Raw genomic sequence first — 24,159 nt, forward strand, 5'->3', positions numbered from 1 at the left:
AAATGCATTTTATTCTTTTTACTTTATTCCTTTAACTGAAGTATACAACCTCTTCTTCCGGCGGACCGGTCAGCACAACCTTCTCTGCATAGAGAACCGGACCATCTCCCTCAAAATCAGGATAGTATTCTTTCTTGATCGTTGCTGTTACATCTACCCACTGTCTGTCAACCAGATTCTTAGAGCCATCGTAATAGCATTTGAAGCCTACAAATGTAATATCCTCTACACAGCAAGTCATAGCAAAACGTCCCGGTACAAATGCATTCTTACCATACTGTTTCGGCTTGAATACCATGCCACGGAAGTGGATCTTCTTACCAACATAACGATCCGGCTGATCGGAGGCATCCACATACCAGATACCGAAATCCTCATCGTTCAGCTCGATCACGTCAGCCTTTACATCATATGGCAGATCTTCTTCGTCATTCACATCCGGTGCGATCGAACCATCCTTCATCTCAAAGATGATCTGTGCCCGTCTGTTGACTGCCTTGATCCCTCTGCGCCATTCTGCACGTTTGGAATTCTCATCACAACGGTTAAATACTACCATATCCGCACTGTTAACCTGATCCATCATAGTTGCTTTCATATTCTGCTGATATACATCATATGTCTCAGCATTTACAAAGGATAATACCTGGACAACGGTCCATCCCTTCGGCACACGGATATCAAAGATCTTATCCAGCTTCCACATACCATTGTATTCGATCATAACCTGCTCCGGCTGATATTTGTCCTGCAGATCTAACAGGTGCTCTGTGTTCAACTGATCTTCTTCTATGAATTCCAGAAAAATATTTTTCTTTTTCAGGTCTTTCTCATCGTATTCTTCTTCACCGTCTTCGCATACAAGAAGCAGGGTCTTGGCGCCTCCGGTGAATTCCCGGTCTAATAATGTCTCCTTCACAAATGTAGTTTTACCACTATCAAGGAAGCCCATAAATACATAAACCGGAATCTCTGTTTCCTGTTGTCTTGCCATCATTTTCTCCTATACCTCAAACAGCTCTGCAAGCTTGTCTTCTGCCAGTTTGCTTCCGATCACACATAACTTACCTGTGATATCCGGATTTCCCTTACGGATCTCATACTCACCCGGTACAAGATCAAAGTATAACCAGTCTGTACCATCACTTGGAACGATACCCTTTGCACGAAGGATAATACCATATTCCTCTGTGTTAGCAAGCTCGTCCAGAGTCTCTCTTAATTTATCTTCATTAAACTTATGCGGAGTCTCCTTGCCCCAGCTCGTAAACACTTCATCCGCATGGTGGTGATGGTGATGATCGTGGTCATGACAGCCACAACCGCATTCATCATCATGGTCGTGATGATGTTCATGCTCGTGATCATGACAGCCACAGCCGCATTCATCGTCATGGTCGTGATGATGATGTTCGTGATCGTGGTCATGATCGTCACAGCCACATTCATCGTCATGGTCGTGATGATGATGTTCATGATCATGGTCATGACAGCCACAACCACATTCGTCATCATGGGCGTGATGATGGTGATGATGCTCATGCTCATCTTCATCCTCAAATAAAGCATCCTTAACAGATTTATGATTCTGCATAGCTTCTTTGATCTTGGAACCATCAATATCATCCCATGGAGTTGTGATGATCGTAGCTTCTGCATTGTGCTCGCGAATCATGGCAACTGCCTTCTCGATCTTATCCTGAGAAGCTGTCTGTGTCCTGCTCAATACGATCGTATTTGCACTCTCGATCTGATTATTGAAGAATTCACCAAAGTTCTTCATGTATATCTTACACTTCGATACATCTGCAACTGTTGTATAGCTGTCAAGCTGTACTTCTACTTCTTCTGCGACATCTTTCACAGCCTTGATGACATCTGAAAGCTTACCGACACCTGATGGCTCGATGATGATTCTGTCCGGTGCATATTCTGTAATAACCTTCTTTAAAGCTGTACCAAAATCCCCGACTAAAGAGCAGCAGATACAACCGGAATTCATCTCAGTGATCTGTACTCCTGCATCCTTTAAAAATCCGCCATCGATACCGATCTCACCAAATTCATTCTCAATCAACACAAGCTTCTCGCCCTTAAAGCCTTCTTCGATCAGCTTTTTGATCAGAGTTGTTTTTCCGGCACCTAAGAAACCGGAAATAATATCAATCTTTGTCATTTCTAAATCACTCCTAATCTATTAAATGTACGGATAATTGTGTGATATTTTACTATATTCGCGTTCAATAGACATTACCAATCAGAGGACGCTTATATGCGCCATCTACACCACAAGGGTGCACTTTCGTACTAATTTCGTGCAAGCACTCACTAAGTACGAAATGTGACGACCGGCGACCTCAAATGCCTCTGTATTGGTAAGTCATTAAACACGAATAAGATAAAATATCACACAATTATCTAGTTTTCATATCACAACCGATTATTATACTCGATTATCTGTTTTTTTGCAAGAATCGAGGTTGACATCCAGTTTATTGTATGGAATAACGATATCATTTTCATCAAATGCTTTTTTGATATTCCATCTGGCTGCCCAGACGGAATCCCAGTACCGGTCGATCTTCGCATAGAATCGAACACATATCATAATGCTGCTGTCGGCAAATTCATCAATGAAGAAATCCACAGCTTCGTCCGCCAGATATCCCGGAACTGTCTTTACCGCATCCAGTACCACACGCTTTACCTTGTCCAGATCTTCATCGTAACCGACTCCTATCTTGATCTCTGCCCGCCTCTTATCATGTAAAGTGACATTCACAAGTGATGTATTCGATATACTTCCATTTGGTATGACTACGGAACGATTATCGATCGTCTTAAGCTTTGTATAGAATATATCGATCGATACAACCTCACCTTCACATTTGGTATTATTCTCGATGATATAGTCGCCTACATGAAATGGTTTCAATATCAGGATCAACACACCACCGGCAAGATTGGACAGGCTGCCCTGCAGCGCAAGACCGATCGTCACACCCGCCGTTCCAAGCAATGTAACAAATGAAGTAACCTGAAAACCGACAATGGATGCCGCTGTTATCAATATTATAAAGTTCATCAGAATACGGATGGCAGACAGTAAAAATCCGGCAACGCTGACATCCATATTGGAACGCTCAAAGGTTCTCTTTATCAGCTTGATGATCCATTTCACAACCCGAAATCCGATCACCATAAAAATGACTGCCACTACCAGACTACCAACCTTTGACATGCACCAGTCAAGCAGATCTGTCATATACTGTCTGAGCAATCCCGCTTTTTGTTCTGCATCCTGTACGATCTCCGATGCCGCTTCTGATGCTGACTCAGTCGTATCTGCCAGATTCTCTGTCAATGCTATACCTATCACTTAATCATTTCACCTTCTTCAATACTGTGATTGAAAGTGCCGGAAGAACGATCTCGATATCACCATCCTTCGTCACCTTCTGCTGTTTGTTGTTATTTCCCTCTCCACCATACTTTGCAGCATCACTGGAGAATATCTCTTTATAAGTTCCCGGAGCTCCTGTCTGTAATACATAGTTCTTCTGATCTGAGGTTCCAAAGTTAGCAACTACATAACAGGCAGAACCCCTGCTGTCTGTTCTTGTGAAGCATACAGTATGCGGCTCCTGTTCTCCCGCAAATACAAACGGAAGCTTGTCCGCTTCATAAAATGCCGGCTCTGTAAGATATAAGGCATTCAGATCCTTTACATACTTCTGAAGATATTTATTTGCTTCAAACTCCAGAACACTCCAGTCAATAACATGATAGCCATCAAAGCCGCCAAACATTCCAAGCTCCTGTCCCATAAACATCAGTTTTTTACCTGGGAGGAACATATTCAAGCCATAAAATGTACGAAGATCCGCATATTTGTCTTCATAGCCGCCCGGCATCTTCTCTATGAAGCTGCCCTGACCATATGCCACCTGATCATGTGATAATGCATTCACTTCTTCATCTTCTGAAATAAACCCGGTCACAGCAGATACATAGTCTACAAAATTCTCTCTGCGATCCGGTGCAGTCTTCATATACTCCGTAAGCTTTGCAACCCCTGTGGTATTCCATGTAAGATCTACCATAACATCTGCGTATCTGTCTCCTGTCACCTTACGGAAGGAACGGATCAACTCTTTATTATCCAGACGGATACCATCCAGATGATACATCTCCAACCAATAAGTCATGCAATCAATATCCATAACCGATACCATATCAAGGATCACACCGATGCCTTTTGCATGAAGATAATCAACCATTTCCATAAAATCCACAGGCGTTCCAAATCTGGATGTCGGCGCATAGATACCCGTTGTATCATATCCCCATGTATCATCCTCCGCGTATTCCATGATCGGCATAAGCTCGACATAATTATATTTCATACTCTTTGCATAGGCCGCAATCTCTTTTGCAAATGTCCGGTAAGAAATCCGTTCTCCATCTTTACCTGTCTTAAATGTCTGCATATGGACCTCATAAATATTCACAGGTTCCATGCTGATATCCTTCTTCTTTCGGTCAGCCATATACGCGGCATCCGTCCAGTCATAGGTTAACTCTGTAAATAAGGACGCATTACCCGGAACCGGTTCAAATGCCGTTGCATATGGATCTGAGAAAATGTCTGTTGCACCATTTTCATATAATACTTCAAATTTGTATCTGGTCCGGTCAATATCATAAGGAATAAAGAGCTCAAATAAATCCGTGTAGTCAATCTTCCGCATCGGATTCACTCTGCCGTCCCAGTTATTGAAATCACCAACCACACTGGCTCTGACGCAGCCCGGAACCTGAATACAGAACGCCACGCCCTCTGTGCCATCAAAGTTCATCTTTCTTGCACCAAATAACTCTTTGATACGGAAGCCTGATTCGATGTCATCCTCTCCGTTTACCACCTGCATTACTTTTTCAAGATCCGCAGAATAAGAAAAGCTGTATGCATCCTTTATCAGGATCGCTTCATCTGCTTCTTCTCCGTCTGCATCCCATACCTTCCGAACAATCTTCAACTGATATGCAAACGGCTTTTTATTCTCAAGCTTTACAGTAAAAAATCCATCGGCGTATTCCACGTGCATCGGATATTCTGTCTGATCCTTTTCATCCACTACATAAACCTCTGCCGCATCCGGCAGAAATGCATTTACATATACATCAGCCAGGCAGGCATGCATCCCCAGTATATGATGTGGATCCCCATGTCTCGCCCCCGTAATCGCCATAACCTCATCCTGATTCAGAACGAAAATCTCTGTGTTCTTTGTCATAACCCATTCTCCTCTTGTGTACTCTGTTTATACTATCTTGTGGATAAAGATTCCGCTTCGAAGCTTTGGTTCAAACCATGTTGACTTCGGTGGCATCAGTTTGCCTGCATCTGCGATATCGAATAACTCCGTGATCGATGTCGGATACATGGAAAATGCTACCTTCTTTCCGCCGTCTACCAATCGTTCCAGCTCGGACAGTCCGCGAATACCACCGACAAACTGAATCCGTTTGTCCGTTCTCGGATCGCCGATTCCAAGCATCGGTGCCAGAACATTTTCCTGAAGCACAGATACATCCAGACAACCGACGACATCCTCCGGAACCACGCCGTCCTTCACCGTTAATTTATACCAGCTGCCATCCATATACATACCAAAGCTGCCCTTCTTCTCCGGTGATACAGCTTTGCTGCAGGCTTCTATTTCAAATTTATCTTCAAGCTTCTTTAAAAATTCTTCATCCGTCATGCCGTTCAGATCATTTACAACACGATTATACGGAAGGATCATCAACTGATCATGCGGGAACAGAACCGACAGGAAATAATTGAATTCTTCCTCTCCGGTATAATCCGGATGCTTCTCTCTCATATGCAGTCCTGCTTTTACAGCGGAAGCAGAACGATGATGTCCGTCTGCTATGTAGATCTCATTGATACCGGCAAACGCATCCTGAATTGTCCGGATATCATTTGCATCATTAATGATCCATACATTATGTGTAATACCATCAGGGGAAGTAAAGCCATACAGCTTCTCTCCTGACTTTACCCGGTCAATGATCTGATTTACGATATCAATCGAACGATAGGCAAGGAAGATCGGTCCGGTCTGCGCACCGCAGGCTTCTACATGGCGGATACGATCCTGTTCTTTGTCTTCTCTGGTGTTCTCATGTTTCTTGATCACGTTATTCATATAGTCATCGATCGATGCACAGGCAACTAAACCTGTCTGATGACGTCCGTCCATAATCAATTCATATATGTAGTAAACCGGCTTTTCTTCTTCGATATAAGTGCCATCCTCCATCATCTCATGCAGAAGATCCCCAGCCTTCTTATATACTTCCGGTGCATAGGTATCTACACTGTCATCAAATGATGTCTCTGCGCGATCTACCTTTAAGAATGACATCGGCTCCCGACGCACTTCCTCGCAGGCTTCTTTTCTGTTATATACATCATATGGCAATGCTGCCACTCTGTCGCAGATATCCGGTCTTGGTCTGAATGCTTTAAAGCTTCTGATAACCGCCATGTCCTGTTCCTCCTGATTTCTGTTTATCTGTCTTCAATATGAATTTTATACAAATGTAATCAATCTGAAGATCTCGTAATCAACTGCTCTTCTATATAAATATTGCAACAGAAAACATCGCTGATTCCTGTTGCAATACTCAAAATCCCTATCAACCTCTGATTGCCTTAACAACCTTTTCTATAGATGCTTTAAACTCTTCATCGGAAGAATTCTCAAATATAAAGAGTTCTTTGATATTTGTCGGTGGATTGAAGTTCTGGCTGTTGATATACTCATCCCAGTGCTCCAACTTCCATGTATCTCTGTCTGATGCACGCTTGATCATTCTTTCGTGACAGACATCTTTTCTGGTATTTACCCAGATTACAAAGAGCTCTGCACCTTTTTCTGCAAGCTTTGCGCGGAGATTGTCAAGATATTCATCATCTCTGATCTCATCCGTGAATGGTGCATTTATAAGAACTGTATCATTGTATTCCAGTGCTTCAAATGCAAGATCCAGTACACAATAATATTCGTAGTCGCGGATATTCTTCTGGAAGAAATCGGATGAACGGTTATATTCCTCACCAGCTACTACAAAGATCTGCTTTGAAAGAACAATTAATGTGTCCTTATCAAGATATACACAATTAGGCAGTGCCTTTGCCACCTGTTTGGAAATAAATGTCTTTCCACAGGCTGGTGGTGATGTAACTAAAATTAATTTCTTCATGTGTGTGCCTCCATTTTCTCATTATCTCAATCCTGTTTGATTTTAGCACAATTGTATGATGGTAGCAAGAATTATATTGCTATTCTTGTCTTTTCTGCTAAAATAAATTGTAACAATACATATAATCAAGGAAATAATTATGATTAAAGCTTCAGATAAAAAAAATGTTATTGCAGTTGTTCTTACAAACATTTCTACAATTTTAGTTAATGTATTAACCTGCCTTTTTCTTCCAAAAATAATGAATATAGATGATTATTCCCTTTATCGTACATTTTTACTGTATTCATCTTATTCTGGGCTGTTATCTTTTGGATTAATTCATGGAATTTACATCAAATATGGTAGTCTGAATTTTGATGCCTTACCTGAGGAACATTTCCGATATTACAATCGTTTACTCATTATAATTACAATTTTATCCTATATATTTTTGTCTGCCATTTTATTTATATCAAAAAGTCACTTATCATATAAACAATATATTACATTTGTATTTATAGCATTCAATATTCCTATAATCAATATTAGATGCTATTTTTCTAGTATAAATCAATTTACAAAAAATTTTACCAAAGATGCGGTATTATTAATATCGCACTATTGTCTGACTCTTTTAATGATAATATCAATGGCTGTTTTCTCTAAAACAACATATATTTATACTTTAATTATATCAACAGCCATTATTATGTTTAGTTCAACTCTTTCGTTATGTCAAAATCGCACCTTAGTATTTGGCAAATACACAATACCTTCAAAAGCAAATATATTTGTTCTTTTAAAAAAAGGAATAGCATTTATGGTATCCGAGCATATCGGACTACTAATACTAAACGTTGATTGTATCTTCGTTAATATTTTTTATTCAAGTACAGATTTTGCAATGTACTCTTTTTCTGCTACACTAATTTCCGGCATATATATGATTGTTTCTATAATATCAAATTTAATTTATCCGTATCTTTCCCGTATCGACTCAAAAAAGTATTTAAAATATTATAATATATCCAGTAATATTCTGTGTATAGTAACTATTCTTCTTTTATCATCTTTTTATATTATGAAAATGTTTATTGAACATTTTCTGCCTTTATATAAAAATTGTATCTCTATACTTTCTATATTATATTGTACAATTATTTTCCGATCATTGCTTTTATTGGTAAGTTGCAACTTCTTTAAAGTATTAAAATGCAGCAGGGCATATACAACAATCAATTCTATTGCACTCATTTTATGTTCCTGCCTTGATTTATTTATATGTTTATCCTCATCCCATATAACCTATATTGCATTTTCCAGTTTATGTACATTTATAATTTGGTATGTAATTTCCGAAACTGTATTATGCTACAAACTGAAAAATTCTATTAAATATACCTGGAAACGTTATTTATTTATCATCCTTTCTATAGTCATCTTCCTATTTTATTTAAAATTTAAACCTATGTTTGCATTTATACTATATGTTTTATCAATAGCCCTCATTATTTTTATTTTATATAGAAAAATGTTAATACAAATATTAAATAAAACGAATACACACATATAGCATTCTCTTTTCAAATATGTTAAATTTATGTTATTCGTTTATCATAGGAGGATTACATGAAAAAGTTTTTTAACTCTAACAAAACAGTATATATCATATTATGTTTAGTTATTCTTGCTGGAATTTGTAGATTTAGTTATGGTTTTTTTGTAGAAAAACAGGGAACGCATTCTGACGAAGAATGGAGTTTTGGACTTGCAAATAGTTATTATGAACCATATATATATTCATCTGATGATGATAATTATGATAAAAACTGTAATGAATGGCTTTCCGGTGAAGTGCTTAAAAATTATTTAACTGTTCAGAAAGGAGAACGTTTTTCATTTGGTTCTGTATATTATAATATGGCTTGTGATATGCACCCACCTCTTTACTTCTTTGCATTACACTTTTTATCATCTTTTTTTGTTGACCAATACATTCCCGCATTAGGCTTTATTATTAATATTGTGTGCTATATTATTATGTCTATATTTCTTTATAGGCTTTTATTAATCATGTCCAAATCCAGATATGTTGGAATATTAGGTGTTATTTTTAACACATTTAATGTCGGAACTTTGTCTATGGTGATATTTATCCGTATGTATACTATGGTTACAATGTTTGCCGTTATTCTCGCTTATTATAACGCCAAATTATACTATGATACCGCTTCCAGAAAAAAAATCTCAACTTATATCAAGTTAGCAATATTTACGTGTCTGGGAGCCTTAACACATCATTTCTTCCTTCCATATGCATTTATGCTTACTGCCATTATGTGTATATGTTGGATGGTTAAAAAGGAATGGCATGTCTTGGCTAAATATGCAGGATTCATGATCCTTGGAGTTGCTCTTTCTATTGCTATCTTCCCCGCTACACTTGATCATATGCTCGGAGTTCAGACATTCAAATTCCGTGATGAGGGAAAATATACTACATCCACTGCTCAAGCTTTTACTAATAATAATGACGCATCAGATCTTGTAGATGATACTGACACATCCTATAAGGCATTTACAACTGATGATATTGAAAATTATGACCAGATTATTTTTAAATACTACTTTTTCACCTGTATATATATGGTTTTTGTAGATATATTTGGATTTTCCATCGTCTCTCCATACAGTAAAGGTATTATGCTCTATTTTCCTGTAGTTTTATTAGTATTAATCATTTTATTCTTTTCTTTTAGTTTTCTATTTAGAAAAGAAACGTTTTTCATAAAACTGAAGAAACGTTTCAAAACCTTTCTGAAAGAAAAAACAATCGTTTCTCTGTTTAAAAAAATTAATTGGTTTGTACTATCAATTATAATTACATTTATATTTATTGTTGTTATCTGCAGTTATCGCGTTGATATATCATTAATGTCCAATTTCACTACACGTTATCTTTTTATTGTTTATCCTATAATAAGCATTTTATTTGTTTACATTACTTTTTCATTATTTAACAAACTATTTCACAACGCAAAAATATACATGACCTTATTTTCAATTGTTATAGCTTTAATTTTATCAATAAATATCATACTTGCTACAAAACAATGTTCTTATTTCTTTCCAACAACTAAAAATATCGACTATATTGAAAATCTGTCAACAAACTCAAATATAATAATTGTTTCTCCAAGTCGTTGGCATATGACAATATACGCACCATTAATATATAAATGTGATAGTTTTATATATATGTCCAATTCATCTTTTTTTAATCAGTCAAATTTATTGTCGTCAATTGATCAGACGAAAAAAACATACTTATTTATTGATACTACACAATTCCTTGATAGTTCTGAAGATGCAAATGACAGTGCTAGTTATTCTGATATGTCTACATACAATTACAATGAAGTTAATACACGTTCAATCATACTTAATAAACGCTTGCATAACTTAAACTTAGGAAACAAAAAACTTCTCTATCTCGATAGTTATCTAAATTATTTGTCTAAAGATAATAATATTAAATACTTAAATCTTATTACCGATGCAGTTGACTTCGGTGCAGAATTTAACGTATATGAAATAACCTTTGAAAAGGAGTAATACATTATGCAAAGATTACCATATAAACTAGCTCAAAACGATTTGGAATTTATTTTATGTGAATTATCCGGCCGATTAAAAAAGAAAAAAATAATCAATTACCTAGCCAGACAAGATAACCCTGACTACATGAAAATAGCTAAATATTTAAACGATAATAAAGTAAATGTATTTCCATATAAATTTACAGAGCAATACAAATCTTCTGATATTTCTATCAAAAAAGATAAGACAAGTAATTTATATTTTACAAATTATCATAATTTTGATATTTATTTAAAACCTGCATTTACAAATAAATACCGTGCTGCACGCTATTTTAAAAATATCCTACTTGAGCAGGACACGCAATCACCACATCGATATACAACAGAAGAATTTCATCCTCAAAAAGATAGTGTAATTCTTGATATTGGTGGTGCTGAAGGTTTTTTCCCTATTGATTATATCGACGCTGTAAAGAAAGTATACATTTTTGAATGCTCTAATGAATGGATTCAGGCACTGGAAAAAACATACAAAAACTACAAAGATAAAGTTGTCATAATTAAAAAATTTGTTTCATCCTATTCTGATGATACACACATTTCCCTTGATGATTTTATAAAAGAAAAACATCTTGAAAATGAAAATTTATTCATTAAAATCGACGCCGAAGGAAGCGAACCAGACATTATCAAAGGCGGATCATTTCTTTTCTCTTCTAAACAATCAATTCAACTTGCACTATGCGTCTATCACTGTGCATGGCATGAAAAATATTTTAGGGAACTATTTCACAACTGGAATATCTGCTCATCGAATGGTTATATGCTATACTATTACGATTTTTACTTCTCAGAACCATATGTCCGTACAGGTGTCCTAAGGATATGGAATTAATATATACAAAAACACTAAGGTTTTAATCTAATAAAGCCTTAGTGTTTTTTATTTATTGTCTTTATTTTAGCTTTTTCTCCTCAACAATATATCTCGGCCTTTTCTTCGTTTCAAGATATATTTTTCCTACATACTCCCCAACTATTCCAATGCACATAATCTGCATACCTCCAAACAGACAAACTAATACAATAATGGTCGTCCATCCTAATACAGTATGTCCAACTAAATGTCCTATTATAACATAAATCAAAAATATTACACTAATAAATGCTGTTATAAATCCAAGGGCTGTAATCATTCTTATAGGTTTTACACTCGTTGATGTTATGCCATCTATTGCAAAAAAGATCATTTTCTTTAAAGGATATTTGCTCTCCCCTGCATATCTCTTACCTCTGTCATATTCCACAACAGAACTTTTAAAGCCAATCAATGGTACAAGTCCACGTAAAAATAAATTTACTTCTTTATATTGCTCCAGTTCCTCTACTGCCCTCTTGCTCATCAATCGATAATCAGCATGATTATAAACTAATTCAACTCCCATCATACGCATCAATTTATAAAAAGCTATCGCCGTCGTCCGTTTAAAAAAAGTATCCGTCTTTCTGGATTTTCTAACTCCATAAACTATCTGAGAACCGTTATAATATTCATCTACAAATTTATCAATAACATCTATATCATCCTGCAAATCTGCATCCATTGATATAATCATGTCCGCATACTCTTTTGCCTCGAACAGACCTGCTAACAATGCATTCTGATGTCCTCTGTTTCTGGATAGCGTTAATCCGGTAACAAATTCGTTTTCGTTATACAATCGCTCAATAATAGTCCATGTATTATCTTTAGAACCATCATTTACATATAAAATGCGGCTTTTTTCCGATATGCGCTCTGTTATAATTAAATTTTTCAATTTTTCTGTTAATCTTTTTGTTGTTTCATCAATAACTGCTTCCTCGTTATAGCAAGGTACAACAATATATAATATATCTCTCATACTTTTCTTATGTTCACTTTCATAGATTTTATATGATAATTTCCAATTATACTTACTCTTATCTTTCTGCTAATCATACGTCCTATACGCCAGCCGGTAGAACACCATGATCACCTTCACAACCCATTTCGGCCAGAACTTCTCGAACATGCTCTGGTCTTCGATCTCGCGGTTATGGTTCTCTATAAAGTCCTTACTGGTGGCGCCATCATGGACGCGGTAATGACCGAGTACCATATCCATATATAAGAACCTTCCCGGCTGGCATGCCAGCTTGTAGAAGGTATCCCAGTCGAGATTAAACCCATATTCCGATGTAAACACAGTATCACCAAGTCGTTTCTTGTTATATGTAACAAGCGGACATACGATTGAATTACCCAGACAGAGAGTTAATTTCTTCCGCCAGATTTTATTCGCCTTTCTACGATTCTTTACAGGAAAACGAAGAAGCCTTCGGATTTTACTGTTTACATCCCGCTTGCTACTGTCCCCATGCTTGATCGGTGTATAATCAGTATAGTATATGCTCCAATCATCATATGTCTTTATACATTTTAAGAAAGCGCGGACATACTCCGGTTCATACACATCATCCTGATGAGCAACAGTTACATAATCTGTCTTTGCATGATTATATGCATAATTCCAGTCTGCCTGTATTCCCTGTCCCGCTTCTTCGTTTACATATACAGGAATATGATATTTCTCACCAATATTTCTGATATGTTCATTAGGCGTTGATGTATAGATTTCGATATTTGATCTTACAGTCTGTGCTACCAATGACCGGATACATTCTTCCAGATATGGTGACTCTTTATAAGCACAGACAACAAATGTGTGATTCGTCGAATGTCGCATTACTATATACTATTTATGGAACACTATATGATCTCTAAGTCACTTAATGATCCATTCCTTTCTTTTAATTCATTTATCATTTTAATGCAAACAGGCATGGAATACAACTAAAACGTCATATTCCATGCCTATTCTATTTCTTTATATGATACATATCTACATCTCTGTTATTCGCTAACAGTTACTTATGCGATATCTTCCATCATATATTTATTTCTTTGTAATATATCCCTGTGCCTTCAACAGCTCTGCGCAAAGAACAGCACCACCTGCTGCACCTCTGACTGTATTATGGGATAAACCAACAAACTTCCAGTCATATACAGTGTCTTCACGAAGACGGCCAACGCTGATTCCCATACCGTGTTCAAAGTCAACATCCATTGATACCTGTGGACGATTGTCTTCTTCCAGATACTGGATAAACTGCTTTGGTGCGCTCGGAAGCTCAAGTTCCTGAGGAACGCCCTTATAGGATACCAGTTTTTCGATCAACTGTTCCTTTGTAGGATTCTTCTTGAACTTAACAAATACAGCTGCTGTGTGTCCGTTTAATACAGGGACACGGATACACTGACATGTGATAACCGGTGTTGTTGCAGGAACGATCACACCATCCTCGATCTTACCCCAGATACGAAGTGGTTCCTTCTCTGACTTTTCTTCTTCTCCACCGATATATGGAATGATATTTCCAACCATTTCCGGCCAGTCCTTAAATGTCTTACCTGCACCTGAAATTGCCTGATATGTGGTAGCAACTACCTCATATGGTTCAAACTCTTTCCATGCTGTAAGAACCGGCGCATAAGACTGGATGGAGCAGTTTGGTTTTACTGCTACAAAGCCTCTGGTTGTTCCAAGTCTCTTCTTCTGGAAATCAATGACCTTCATATGCTCCGGATTGATCTCAGGTACTACCATAGGAACATCCGGTGTCCATCGGTGTGCTGAGTTGTTGGATACTACAGGAGTCTCTGTCTTTGCATATGCTTCTTCGATCGCCTTGATCTCTTCCTTTGACATATCAACTGCACTGAATACGAAATCTACAGTTGCAGCAACCTGTTCTACTTCATTTACATTATGAACGATGAGCTTCTTAACGCCCTCCGGCATCGGAGTATCCATCTTCCATCTGTCGCCGACTGCCTCTTCATATGTCTTTCCGGCACTTCTTGGGCTTGCAGCCACTGTTACAACCTCAAACCATGGATGATTCTCTAATAATGCTATAAATCTCTGTCCTACCATACCGGTAGCACCAAGAATACCGACTTTCAGTTTATCACTCATTTTTACTAATCTCCTAATCTTTTTTCTTAGATCGCACGAACTTTGATAACGCCATCAATTGCAAGTAATGCATTGATATCGTCTTCTGTAGGAACCTTATCAATATCAAGGATTGAATATGCATATTCACCCTTTGCCTGACTGATCATTCCTGATACATTTCCACCCTGCTTTGCAAATACTCCGGTAAACTGTGTCAGCATGTTAGGAATATTCTTATGGCAGATCGTAACTCTGGCAGTGTCACCGCATACACCCATATTTACATTTGGATAGTTTACGGAGTTCTTGATATTACCATTCTCCATAAAGTCCTTGATCTCCTTGCATGCCATGATCGCACAGTTATCTTCAGATTCTTCTGTGGAGGCACCAAGGTGTGGTAATGCGATTACATTTTCTGTACCTGCGATTGCCGGATTTGGGAAATCTGTTACATATTTTGCTACCTTGCCACTTGCAAGTGCTGCCTTGATATCTTCATCATTCACAAGAACATCTCTTGCAAAGTTCAGGATTCTGACACCATCCTTCATCATTGCAAATGCATCTGCATTCAACATTCCCTTTGTTGCAGGAAGTGCAGGAACATGGATTGTGATATAATCACATTCTTTATAGATATCTTCTACATTTGTAATATGTTTGATGTATTTGGATAAGCCCCATGCTGCATCAACTGATACAAACGGATCATAACCATATACTTCCATTCCAAGTCTGACTGCGATATTTGCTACCTTGGCACCGATCGCACCAAGACCGATAACACCGAGCTTCTTGCCGGCAATCTCATTACCTGCATACTGCTTCTTCTGCTTCTCAACTGCTTTTGCAAGGTTCTCATCAGAAGCATTGTCCTTTACCCAGTTGTATCCGCCCATCAGATCACGGGAAGCAAGAAGCAGACCTGCTACAACCAGTTCCTTAACACCATTTGCATTTGCACCAGGTGTGTTGAATACTACAACACCCTTTTCTGCGCATTTATCAAGCGGAATATTATTTACACCTGCACCTGCTCTTGCAACACACAGGAGTTTATCTGAAAGCTCCAGATCATGCATGGATGCGCTTCTTACCAGAACTGCATCTGCGTCTGCATAATTATCCGTTATTTCATATGTATCCGGTAACAGCTCCATGCCACATGCAGCGATCGGATTTAAACAATTCACTTTAACTGCCATTTTAAATTCTCCTTTATTATGAATTCTTCTCTTCGAAATCCTTCATGAATTCTACTAACTTCTCAACACCCTCGATTGGCATTGCATTGTAGATGGATGCTCTCATACCACCAACAGTTCTGTGTCCCTTCAGGTTTACAAAACCGGCTTCTGTTGCAGCCTTTACGAACTTGGCATCTAATTCTTCATCACCTGTAACAAACGGAACATTCATTAAAGAACGATCCTCTTTTACTACAGTTCCCTTGAACATCTTAGAGCTGTCTAAGAAATTATAAAGGATTGCTGCCTTCTTCTCATTGTGCTCTTTCATAGCTGCAAGGCCACCCATCTCTTTTACCCATTTGAATACCTTGCCACAGATATAGATACCGTAGCATGGTGGTGTATTGTAAAGAGAATCAGCATCTGCCTGTGTCTTATACTTTAACATGGTTGGTGTGAATGGCATAACGTCATCACGGATCAGATCTTCACGGATGATAGCAACTACTACACCGGCCGGGCCTACATTCTTCTGTACACCAAAGTAGATCATACCATAGTCAGATACATTGACCGGCTGGGACAGAATGTCAGATGACATATCTGCTACCAGGATCTTGCCCTTTGTATTTGGAAGCTTGTGATATGTAGTTCCATAGATTGTATTGTTATGACAGATATATACATAATCTGCATCCTCATCAATCGGAAGATCAGAACAATCCGGAATATATGAGAATGTCTTATCTGCTGATGAAGCAACAGCATTTACCTTTCCATATTTTTTAGCTTCTTCGTATGCTTTCTTTGCCCACTGACCTGTGATAATGTAATCAGCTACACCATTCTTCATAAGGTTCATAGGAATTGCAGCGAACTGCTGGGAAGCACCACCCTGTAAGAATAATACTTTGTAATTATCAGGGATTTCCATGATATCACGAAGATCCTGTTCTGCCTCTTTGATGATCGTATCGAATGCTTTCGATCGATGACTCATCTCCATAACACTCATGCCTGTTCCTCTGTAGTCAAGCATTTCTTCTGCTGCTTCTCTTAATACAGATTCAGGAAGCATGGATGGACCTGCTGAAAAGTTAAATACTCTTGCCATTTTTTATCTCCTTCTTTTTTAATATTGTTATTTTTAATTATCAAGATCTTTGTCTGTGAAACAGGTGTCGATTGCAGCACCCGGAGCTACCATAGGCCATACCTTATCATCGGAATCGATCATAACATCCAGTACGGTCGGACCATCTGCTGTCAATGCCTTCTTAAACTCTGTTTCAAACTCTTCAATCGATGTGATCTTACTTGCATTTGCCCCAAGTGCTTTTGATACTGCTACAAAATCAACAGAATCATCTAATACTGTATTCGAATACCGCTGTCCGTAGAACAGATTCTGCCACTGTCTTACCATTCCGAGAACGTGGTTATTTAATACCACCTGAATGATCGGTACTTTATAACGAGCCGCTGTTGCGATCTCGTTCATGTTCATACGGAAGCATCCATCTCCTGCGATATTTACTACAGTCTTATCCGGTCTGCCATATTTTGCACCGATAGCTGCACCGACGCCATATCCCATAGTACCAAGTCCTCCTGATGAAAGGAAGGTTCTTGGCTCCTTATAAGTGTAATTCTGTGCCGCCCACATCTGGTGCTGACCTACATCAGTAGTGATTATAGCATTTCCTTCGGTAATTTCATAGATTTTTTTGATAGTTGCCGGTCCATTTAAGTGATCCATGTCGTATGTAACCGGATTTTTCTCTGTTAAATCCTTGATTTCTGCCATCCAGGAACGATTTGACTGAGTTGGAAGTTTACTGTTTAATATCGTCAGAACTTCTTTTGCATCACCCACAATGCTTGCATTTGCCGGAATATTCTTATCAATCTCGGCTGCATCGATATCAATATGGATGATCTTTGCATTTGGTGCGAACTTGGAAGCATTTCCGATTACACGGTCGGAGAAACGTGCTCCTACCACGATCACAAGATCAGATCTGGATACTCCAAGATTCGATACCTTGGTTCCGTGCATTCCGATCATGCCGGTATAACGCTCGCTTGTACCATCATATGCACCCTTTCCCATAAGTGTGTCACATACAGGTGCATCTACCTTCTCGGCAAATTCTTTTAATTCTTCGGAAGCTCCTGAAATGATCACTCCGCCGCCTGCCATGATATATGGTCTTCTGGATACCTTGATCATCTCAATCACTTTATTTACGTCTTCTTCCCGGATCGTATCTGTCTTACGTTCGATCACTGCAGGTTCTTCATATGTATACTCTGTCTCTGCAGCTGTAACATCCTTTGTGATATCAACAAGAACAGGACCCGGTCTTCCACTCTTTGCGATCTTAAATGCACGACGGATCGTCGGTGCCAGGTCTTCTACATTTTTTACGATAAAGCTGTGCTTTGTGATCGGCATTACAACACCTGCAATGTCAATCTCCTGAAAGCTGTCTTTACCGAGCATATTTACTCCGACATTTGCGGTGATCGCAACCATCGGAACGGAATCCATATATGCAGTTGCAATTCCCGTTACAAGGTTTGTTGCACCGGGACCGGATGTAGCCATACAGACACCGACCTTACCTGTCGCTCTTGCATATCCGTCAGCGGCATGTGCTGCCCCCTGCTCATGCGATGTAAGTACATGCGTGATCTCTTCCTGATGCTTATATAAGGCATCATAGACATTTAAAATCGCGCCCCCCGGATACCCGAACACAATATCAACACCCTGTTCTTTTAAACATTCAATTACTATCTCAGAACCTGATATCTTCTTTGCCATTTTCCTTTTGCTCCTTTAATACTCTCTACTTATCAGCCTTTGGTACCTCTAAGATTGCTCCACGGTTTCCTGATGTTACCATAGCGGCATATCTCGCAAGATAACCGGTTGTTACCTTTGGTGTTCTTGGCTTCCATGCAGCCTTTCTCTGTGCAAGCACATCATCCGGTACATCCAACGTGATCGTTGTATTGTTAATATCGATCTTGATGATATCTCCCTCTTCTACCAGTGCGATCGGACCACCAACGGCTGCTTCCGGTGAAACATGTCCGATGGATGCACCACGGCTGGCTCCTGAGAATCTTCCGTCTGTGATCAGGGCTACTGATGATCCAAGTCCCATACCTGCGATCGCTGATGTAGGATTTAACATCTCACGCATACCAGGGCCTCCTTTCGGTCCTTCATAACGAATAACAACGACATCACCGGGTACGATCTTACCGCCCTTGATCGCTGCAATCGCATCTTCTTCACAGTCAAATACTCTTGCAGGTCCTTCATGCACCATCATCTCAGGTACAACAGCGGAACGCTTTACAACAGAACCGTCCGGTGCAAGATTTCCCTTTAATACTGCAAGACCACCGGTCTTACTATATGGATTATCCAGTGTACGGATAACTTCCGGATTCTTATTTGCTACGCCGTCAACAGCTTCACCGATCGTCTTACCGGTTACTGTCATACAGTCTTCATTTAACAGACCTGCGGATTTTAATTCATTCATAACAGCGTATACGCCACCGGCTTCATTCAGATCTTCCATATAAGTAGGACCTGCAGGAGCCAGATGACATAAGTTTGGTGTCTTGGCACTGATCTCATTTGCATAGGAAATATCAAAGTCAAATCCGATCTCATGTGCGATAGCCGGAATATGAAGCATGGAGTTGGTAGAACAGCCAAGTGCCATATCAACGGTTAAGGCATTGATGATTGCTTCTTTTGTAATGATATCTCTTGGTCTGATATTCTTTCTGTACATATCCATAACAGCCATACCTGCATGCTTTGCAAGCTTTAAACGCTCAGAATATACAGCAGGGATGGTTCCGTTTCCAGGAAGTCCCATACCAAGTGCTTCTGTTAAGCAGTTCATGGAATTTGCTGTATACATACCGGAACAGGAACCGCAGGTAGGACATGCCTTACATTCAAATTCATTTACATCTTCTGCTGTCATGGTGCCTGCCGAATAAGAACCAACAGCCTCAAACATACTGGAAAGACTGGTCTTATGACCTTTTACATGACCTGCAAGCATAGGACCACCGGATACAAATACGGTAGGTACATTTACTCTTGCTGCAGCCATTAACAGACCGGGAACATTCTTATCACAGTTTGGGATCATAACCAGTGCATCAAACTGATGTGCAGTTGCCATTGCTTCTGTAGAATCAGCGATCAGATCTCTGGTTACTAATGAATATTTCATACCGATATGTCCCATAGCGATACCATCACATACTGCGATTGCAGGGAACATGACAGGTGTACCACCAGCCATGGCAACTCCCATCTTAACTGCCTGTGCGATCTTATCCAGATTCATATGTCCCGGAACGATCTCATTGTAAGAACATACGATACCTACCAGCGGACGTTCCATTTCTTCCTTTGTCATACCGAGTGCATTAAACAGGGAACGATGTGGTGCCTGCTGCATTCCGACTTTTACATTATCACTCTTCATCTTCTATACTCTCCTTTATTTTATGCGTTCTGCAATTAAATCTCCCATTTCAGAACAGCTTACCGGTGTCATTCCATCTGAAATAATATCACATGTTCTGTAACCATCTACCAGTACCTGTTTTACAGCCTGCTCTACTGCATCTGCTTCCTTATCCAAGTCAAATGTGAAGCGAAGCATCATAGCTGCCGACAGGATCGTTGCGATAGGATTGGCCTTGTTCTGTCCTGCAATATCCGGTGCTGATCCGCCGCTTGGCTCATACATACCAAACTTCGTCTCATTTAAGGATGCAGACGGAAGCATACCGATCGAACCTGTGATCATGGATGCCTCATCGGAAAGGATGTCACCGAACATATTCTCTGTTAATACAACATCAAACTGTGCAGGATCTTTTACAAGCTGCATTGCACAGTTATCAACTAACATATGTTCATAGCTTACTTCCGGATAGTCCTTTGCCACTTCTTCTACGATCTTTCTCCATAATCTGGAGGAATCCAGAACATTTGCCTTATCTACAGATGTAACTTTCTTTCTTCTCTTCATTGCGATATCAAAGCCCTTGATCGCAATACGACGGATCTCGTTTTCATTATATACAAGATTATCATGTGCAGTTAACACACCATCGATCTCCTCTGTACTTCTTGCTCCAAAATACAGACCACCTGTCAGTTCACGCATAATCATCATGTCAAATCCACGATCTGCGATCTCTTCCTTTAACGGACAGGCACTCTTTAACTCCTCATAAAGATTTGCCGGTCTTAAGTTCGCGAATAAACCAAGCTCCTTACGGATCTTAAGAAGTCCTGCTTCCGGTCTTAAGTTTGGAGGGAGCTTATACCATGGTGAGGTTGAAGTATTTCCACCAATGGAGCCTAACAATACGGCATCCTTTGATTTTGCTACTGCTACTGCCTCATCTGTAAGCGGTACTCCGGTTGCATCGATTGAGCATCCACCCATCAGTATCTGCTCATAATCAAATGTATGACCATATACTTCACCGACTTTATCCAGAACCTTCATTGCTTCTGTTACGATCTCAGGGCCAATACCGTCACCCTTGATCACTGCCAAATTACATTTCATCTTTTATTCCTGCCTTTCTTTCACCGAGTAATGCACACCAAGTAATGCAACCTCGCCTTTCGGCTCGGTTTGTGCTGCGCACTACACATTTGAATAACTCCTATGCTATATGCAAGCACGCTTGCATAGCATAGAGTTATTGGCATATGCCTTTTCTTTACCAAGTAATGCAACCTCGCCTCTCGGCTCGGTTTGTGCTGCGCACTATACATTTGAATAACTCCTATGCTATATGCAAGCACGCTTGCATAGCATAGAGTTATTCAAATGTGCATTACTTGTTATTAATGTAGTTAATCAGGCCTTCATTCTTAATGATCTCCTGCATGAATGGAGGGAATGCCTGACCCTTATACCGGGTATCCTTTGTCTTGTCGTAGATGATACCACTGTCAAAATCGATCTCTACTTCATCACCGTTCTCGATACCTTCTGCTGCTTCCGGACACTCAATGATCGGAAGTCCGATATTGATCGAGTTACGATAGAAAATTCTTGCAAATGTATCTGCGATAACACAGCTTACACCGGATGCCTTGATCGCAATCGGTGCATGCTCTCTGGAGGAACCACAGCCAAAGTTCTTCTTTGCCACGATAATATCTCCTGCTTTTACGTTGTTTACAAATTCCTTATCTATATCTTCCATACAGTGTTTTGCAAGCTCCGCAGGATCTGATGAATTCAGATATCTTGCAGGGATAATAACATCTGTATCTACGTTGTCACCATATTTGTGTACTGTACCATATGCTTTCATAGTCTGTCTCCTTTTTTTTTATGAAGTTTGGGTTATTAATATATAACACATCTGCATTGAGCTGTTCCAGCATACCAATCTGGGGTCGCTCCCGCTTAACTCAGTCTGCAACGGTACTAAGATGCCGCTACGCACCATCTAAGGACCGGCGACTTCGTATTCCCCTGATTGGTAATGCTAAACAACTCTGATGCAACATATATAACGCTATTAATAACCCAAACTTACTATTCTAATGTTATCTTTATAATCCAAGTTCTTCCGGACTGCTGATCTTGCCTGTGATCGCTGATGCTGCTGCAACAGCCGGGCTTGCCAGATATACTTCTGAATCAACATGACCCATACGTCCTACAAAGTTACGGTTTGTTGTGGATACGGCTCTCTCACCTGCAGCCATAACACCCATATGTCCACCAAGACATGGTCCACAGGTAGGCGTAGAAACTACAGCCCCAGCCTTTACAAATATCGTCATAAGTCCTTCTTCGATACACTGTAAGTATACTTCCTGTGTTCCGGGAATCACGATGACACGAACGCCAGGTGCTACCTGTCTGCCCTTGATAATATCTGCTGCAATACGCATATCGGAAATACGTCCATTTGTACAGGAGCCAATTACAACCTGATCGATCTTGATATCGCCAACTTCATCAATTGTCTTTGTATTCTCCGGCAGATGTGGGAATGCAACTGTTGGACGAAGTGTGGAAAGATCAATCGTATACTCTTCATCATAAACCGCATCAGCATCTGCTTCATACTTCTTGTAAGCCTTTGTGGAATGTTCCTTCATGTATGCTTCTGTTAATTCATCCACCGGGAAGATTCCGTTCTTGGCACCTGCTTCGATCGCCATATTTGCGATAGTAAAACGATCATCCATTGTCAGATTCTTAATACCATCACCAACAAATTCCATTGATTTGTATAATGCACCGTCCACACCGATCATACCAATGATATGAAGGATAACATCCTTACCACTGACCCAAGGCGCTTTCTCTCCTACAATATTGAACTTGATCGCAGATGGTACTTTAAACCATGCTTTGCCTGTCACCATACCGGCTGCCATATCGGTACTTCCAACACCGGTTGAAAATGCACCAAGTGCACCATATGTACATGTATGAGAATCTGCACCAATACAGGTCTCGCCTGCAACGATCAGTCCCTGCTCCGGCAACAGAGCGTGCTCAATACCCATAGAACCTACATCAAAGAAATTCTTGATCTGGTTCTCTGCCGAGAACTCTCTGACGCATTTACAGTGCTCTGCACTCTTGATATCCTTATTTGGTGTAAAGTGATCCATTACAAGTGCAATCTTATTCTTATCAAATACTTCTTTCTTATTGAATTTGTCCATCTCATGAATTGCTACAGGTGTTGTAACATCATTTCCAAGTACAAGGTCCAAATCTGCCTCGATCAACTGTCCGGCTTCCACGCTGTCAAGTCCTGCATGTGCAGCTAAAATCTTCTGAGTCATTGTCATACCCATGTGCTTTGTCCTCCTGATCCAAAATCTTATTTTGTAAATAACTGTCGCTATTTCACGCATTTTGTTATTGAATATTTTTATTGATTTTACCACACTGGATGGTATAATTACAATATATAATAGTAATACATTATATAACTTATATTTATAATGAT

The 24,159-nt window shown here is 39.3% G+C and carries 19 protein-coding genes; 3 read left to right on the forward strand and 16 right to left on the reverse strand.

Features of this window, described 5'->3' with window-relative positions; translation table 11 throughout:
* Positions 1-31: 31 nt before the first annotated feature.
* The 6 genes from CLOL250_RS12375 to CLOL250_RS12400 form a co-directional block, all read right to left on the reverse strand.
* Entirely contained in the window at positions 32-994 is a 963-nt protein-coding gene (locus tag CLOL250_RS12375; protein ID WP_243104384.1) for a TIGR03943 family putative permease subunit, read from the reverse strand.
* 9 nt (positions 995-1,003) lie between these two features.
* Complete coding sequence (locus tag CLOL250_RS12380; RefSeq protein ID WP_008402898.1) at positions 1,004-2,176, reverse strand: GTP-binding protein; 1,173 nt, start codon at positions 2,174-2,176, stop codon at positions 1,004-1,006.
* Between the two features lie 267 nt (positions 2,177-2,443).
* Entirely contained in the window at positions 2,444-3,379 is a 936-nt protein-coding gene (locus CLOL250_RS12385; protein ID WP_008402899.1) for a mechanosensitive ion channel family protein, read from the reverse strand.
* A gap of 4 nt (positions 3,380-3,383) precedes the next feature.
* Positions 3,384-5,297, reverse strand: coding sequence for a GlgB N-terminal domain-containing protein (locus CLOL250_RS12390; protein ID WP_008402900.1), 1,914 nt, complete (start codon positions 5,295-5,297; stop codon positions 3,384-3,386).
* 27 nt (positions 5,298-5,324) lie between these two features.
* The gene (locus tag CLOL250_RS12395) at positions 5,325-6,560 is read right to left on the reverse strand and encodes a DUF1015 domain-containing protein (RefSeq protein ID WP_008402901.1); all 1,236 of its coding nucleotides are present in this window, start codon (positions 6,558-6,560) and stop codon (positions 5,325-5,327) included.
* A 151-nt stretch (positions 6,561-6,711) separates the two neighbouring features.
* Positions 6,712-7,278: an AAA family ATPase gene (locus CLOL250_RS12400; RefSeq protein WP_008402902.1), complete on the reverse strand. Its 567-nt coding sequence runs from the start codon at positions 7,276-7,278 to the stop codon at positions 6,712-6,714.
* Positions 7,279-7,417: 139 nt separating this feature from the next.
* Here CLOL250_RS12400 and CLOL250_RS14435 point away from each other — a divergent pair, with 139 nt between their 5' ends.
* Genes CLOL250_RS14435 through CLOL250_RS12415 form a run of 3 tightly spaced genes read left to right on the forward strand, consistent with a single transcriptional unit; the run spans position 7,418 to position 11,757 of the window.
* Complete coding sequence (locus tag CLOL250_RS14435; RefSeq protein ID WP_008402903.1) at positions 7,418-8,833, forward strand: oligosaccharide flippase family protein; 1,416 nt, start codon at positions 7,418-7,420, stop codon at positions 8,831-8,833.
* A 56-nt stretch (positions 8,834-8,889) separates the two neighbouring features.
* A complete protein-coding gene (locus tag CLOL250_RS12410; protein WP_008402904.1) occupies positions 8,890-10,875 on the forward strand; it encodes a hypothetical protein in 1,986 nt (661 codons plus the stop codon).
* A gap of 6 nt (positions 10,876-10,881) precedes the next feature.
* Entirely contained in the window at positions 10,882-11,757 is an 876-nt protein-coding gene (locus tag CLOL250_RS12415; RefSeq protein ID WP_008402905.1) for an FkbM family methyltransferase, read from the forward strand.
* Positions 11,758-11,818: 61 nt separating this feature from the next.
* On the opposite strand, the gene CLOL250_RS12420 is transcribed toward CLOL250_RS12415, so the two are convergent.
* The 10 genes from CLOL250_RS12420 to leuC form a co-directional block, all read right to left on the reverse strand.
* On the reverse strand, positions 11,819-12,766 hold the full coding sequence (locus CLOL250_RS12420; RefSeq protein ID WP_008402906.1) for a glycosyltransferase family 2 protein: 948 nt from the start codon (positions 12,764-12,766) through the stop codon (positions 11,819-11,821).
* 69 nt (positions 12,767-12,835) lie between these two features.
* Positions 12,836-13,630 carry a glycosyltransferase family 2 protein gene (locus CLOL250_RS12425; RefSeq protein WP_008402907.1) on the reverse strand — a complete coding sequence of 265 codons (795 nt, stop codon included), beginning with the start codon at positions 13,628-13,630 and terminating at the stop codon, positions 12,836-12,838.
* A 210-nt stretch (positions 13,631-13,840) separates the two neighbouring features.
* Positions 13,841-14,926, reverse strand: a complete 1,086-nt coding sequence (gene asd / locus CLOL250_RS12430) for an aspartate-semialdehyde dehydrogenase (RefSeq protein WP_008402908.1) — start codon at positions 14,924-14,926, stop codon at positions 13,841-13,843.
* Between the two features lie 26 nt (positions 14,927-14,952).
* Positions 14,953-16,116 (reverse strand): phosphoglycerate dehydrogenase, encoded by a 1,164-nt coding sequence (locus CLOL250_RS12435; RefSeq protein WP_008402909.1) that lies wholly within the window; start codon positions 16,114-16,116, stop codon positions 14,953-14,955.
* Between the two features lie 16 nt (positions 16,117-16,132).
* The gene (serC, locus tag CLOL250_RS12440) at positions 16,133-17,215 is read right to left on the reverse strand and encodes a 3-phosphoserine/phosphohydroxythreonine transaminase (protein ID WP_008402910.1); all 1,083 of its coding nucleotides are present in this window, start codon (positions 17,213-17,215) and stop codon (positions 16,133-16,135) included.
* 33 nt (positions 17,216-17,248) lie between these two features.
* Positions 17,249-18,931: a biosynthetic-type acetolactate synthase large subunit gene (gene ilvB, locus CLOL250_RS12445; RefSeq protein WP_008402911.1), complete on the reverse strand. Its 1,683-nt coding sequence runs from the start codon at positions 18,929-18,931 to the stop codon at positions 17,249-17,251.
* A 25-nt stretch (positions 18,932-18,956) separates the two neighbouring features.
* The gene (gene ilvD, locus CLOL250_RS12450) at positions 18,957-20,633 is read right to left on the reverse strand and encodes a dihydroxy-acid dehydratase (protein ID WP_008402912.1); all 1,677 of its coding nucleotides are present in this window, start codon (positions 20,631-20,633) and stop codon (positions 18,957-18,959) included.
* A gap of 15 nt (positions 20,634-20,648) precedes the next feature.
* Positions 20,649-21,734: a 3-isopropylmalate dehydrogenase gene (gene leuB, locus CLOL250_RS12455; RefSeq protein WP_008402913.1), complete on the reverse strand. Its 1,086-nt coding sequence runs from the start codon at positions 21,732-21,734 to the stop codon at positions 20,649-20,651.
* A 274-nt stretch (positions 21,735-22,008) separates the two neighbouring features.
* Positions 22,009-22,494, reverse strand: coding sequence for a 3-isopropylmalate dehydratase small subunit (gene leuD / locus CLOL250_RS12460; protein WP_008402914.1), 486 nt, complete (start codon positions 22,492-22,494; stop codon positions 22,009-22,011).
* Between the two features lie 244 nt (positions 22,495-22,738).
* Positions 22,739-24,004 carry a 3-isopropylmalate dehydratase large subunit gene (gene leuC / locus CLOL250_RS12465; protein WP_044946197.1) on the reverse strand — a complete coding sequence of 422 codons (1,266 nt, stop codon included), beginning with the start codon at positions 24,002-24,004 and terminating at the stop codon, positions 22,739-22,741.
* Positions 24,005-24,159 lie beyond the last annotated feature (155 nt).

Source organism: Clostridium sp. L2-50 (assembly GCF_000154245.1).
Classification (GTDB): domain Bacteria; phylum Bacillota; class Clostridia; order Lachnospirales; family Lachnospiraceae; genus Coprococcus.

Excerpts from the sequence above, each read along its gene's own strand:
- ilvD (WP_008402912.1), bottom strand. The coding sequence starts at position 20,633 with ATGAAGAGTGATAATGTAAAAGTCGGAATGCAGCAGGCACCACATCGT.
- CLOL250_RS12380 (WP_008402898.1), bottom strand. The coding sequence starts at position 2,176 with ATGACAAAGATTGATATTATTTCCGGTTTCTTAGGTGCCGGAAAAACA.
- CLOL250_RS12375 (WP_243104384.1), bottom strand. The coding sequence starts at position 994 with ATGGCAAGACAACAGGAAACAGAGATTCCGGTTTATGTATTTATGGGC.
- ilvB (WP_008402911.1), bottom strand. The coding sequence starts at position 18,931 with ATGGCAAAGAAGATATCAGGTTCTGAGATAGTAATTGAATGTTTAAAA.
- leuB (WP_008402913.1), bottom strand. The coding sequence starts at position 21,734 with ATGAAATGTAATTTGGCAGTGATCAAGGGTGACGGTATTGGCCCTGAG.
- asd (WP_008402908.1), bottom strand. The coding sequence starts at position 14,926 with ATGAGTGATAAACTGAAAGTCGGTATTCTTGGTGCTACCGGTATGGTA.
- CLOL250_RS12410 (WP_008402904.1), top strand. The coding sequence starts at position 8,890 with ATGAAAAAGTTTTTTAACTCTAACAAAACAGTATATATCATATTATGT.
- CLOL250_RS12415 (WP_008402905.1), top strand. The coding sequence starts at position 10,882 with ATGCAAAGATTACCATATAAACTAGCTCAAAACGATTTGGAATTTATT.
- CLOL250_RS12390 (WP_008402900.1), bottom strand. The coding sequence starts at position 5,297 with ATGACAAAGAACACAGAGATTTTCGTTCTGAATCAGGATGAGGTTATG.
- CLOL250_RS12425 (WP_008402907.1), bottom strand. The coding sequence starts at position 13,630 with ATGCGACATTCGACGAATCACACATTTGTTGTCTGTGCTTATAAAGAG.
- serC (WP_008402910.1), bottom strand. The coding sequence starts at position 17,215 with ATGGCAAGAGTATTTAACTTTTCAGCAGGTCCATCCATGCTTCCTGAA.
- CLOL250_RS12435 (WP_008402909.1), bottom strand. The coding sequence starts at position 16,116 with ATGGCAGTTAAAGTGAATTGTTTAAATCCGATCGCTGCATGTGGCATG.
- CLOL250_RS12400 (WP_008402902.1), bottom strand. The coding sequence starts at position 7,278 with ATGAAGAAATTAATTTTAGTTACATCACCACCAGCCTGTGGAAAGACA.
- CLOL250_RS12395 (WP_008402901.1), bottom strand. The coding sequence starts at position 6,560 with ATGGCGGTTATCAGAAGCTTTAAAGCATTCAGACCAAGACCGGATATC.
- CLOL250_RS12420 (WP_008402906.1), bottom strand. The coding sequence starts at position 12,766 with ATGAGAGATATATTATATATTGTTGTACCTTGCTATAACGAGGAAGCA.
- CLOL250_RS14435 (WP_008402903.1), top strand. The coding sequence starts at position 7,418 with ATGATTAAAGCTTCAGATAAAAAAAATGTTATTGCAGTTGTTCTTACA.
- leuC (WP_044946197.1), bottom strand. The coding sequence starts at position 24,004 with ATGGGTATGACAATGACTCAGAAGATTTTAGCTGCACATGCAGGACTT.
- leuD (WP_008402914.1), bottom strand. The coding sequence starts at position 22,494 with ATGAAAGCATATGGTACAGTACACAAATATGGTGACAACGTAGATACA.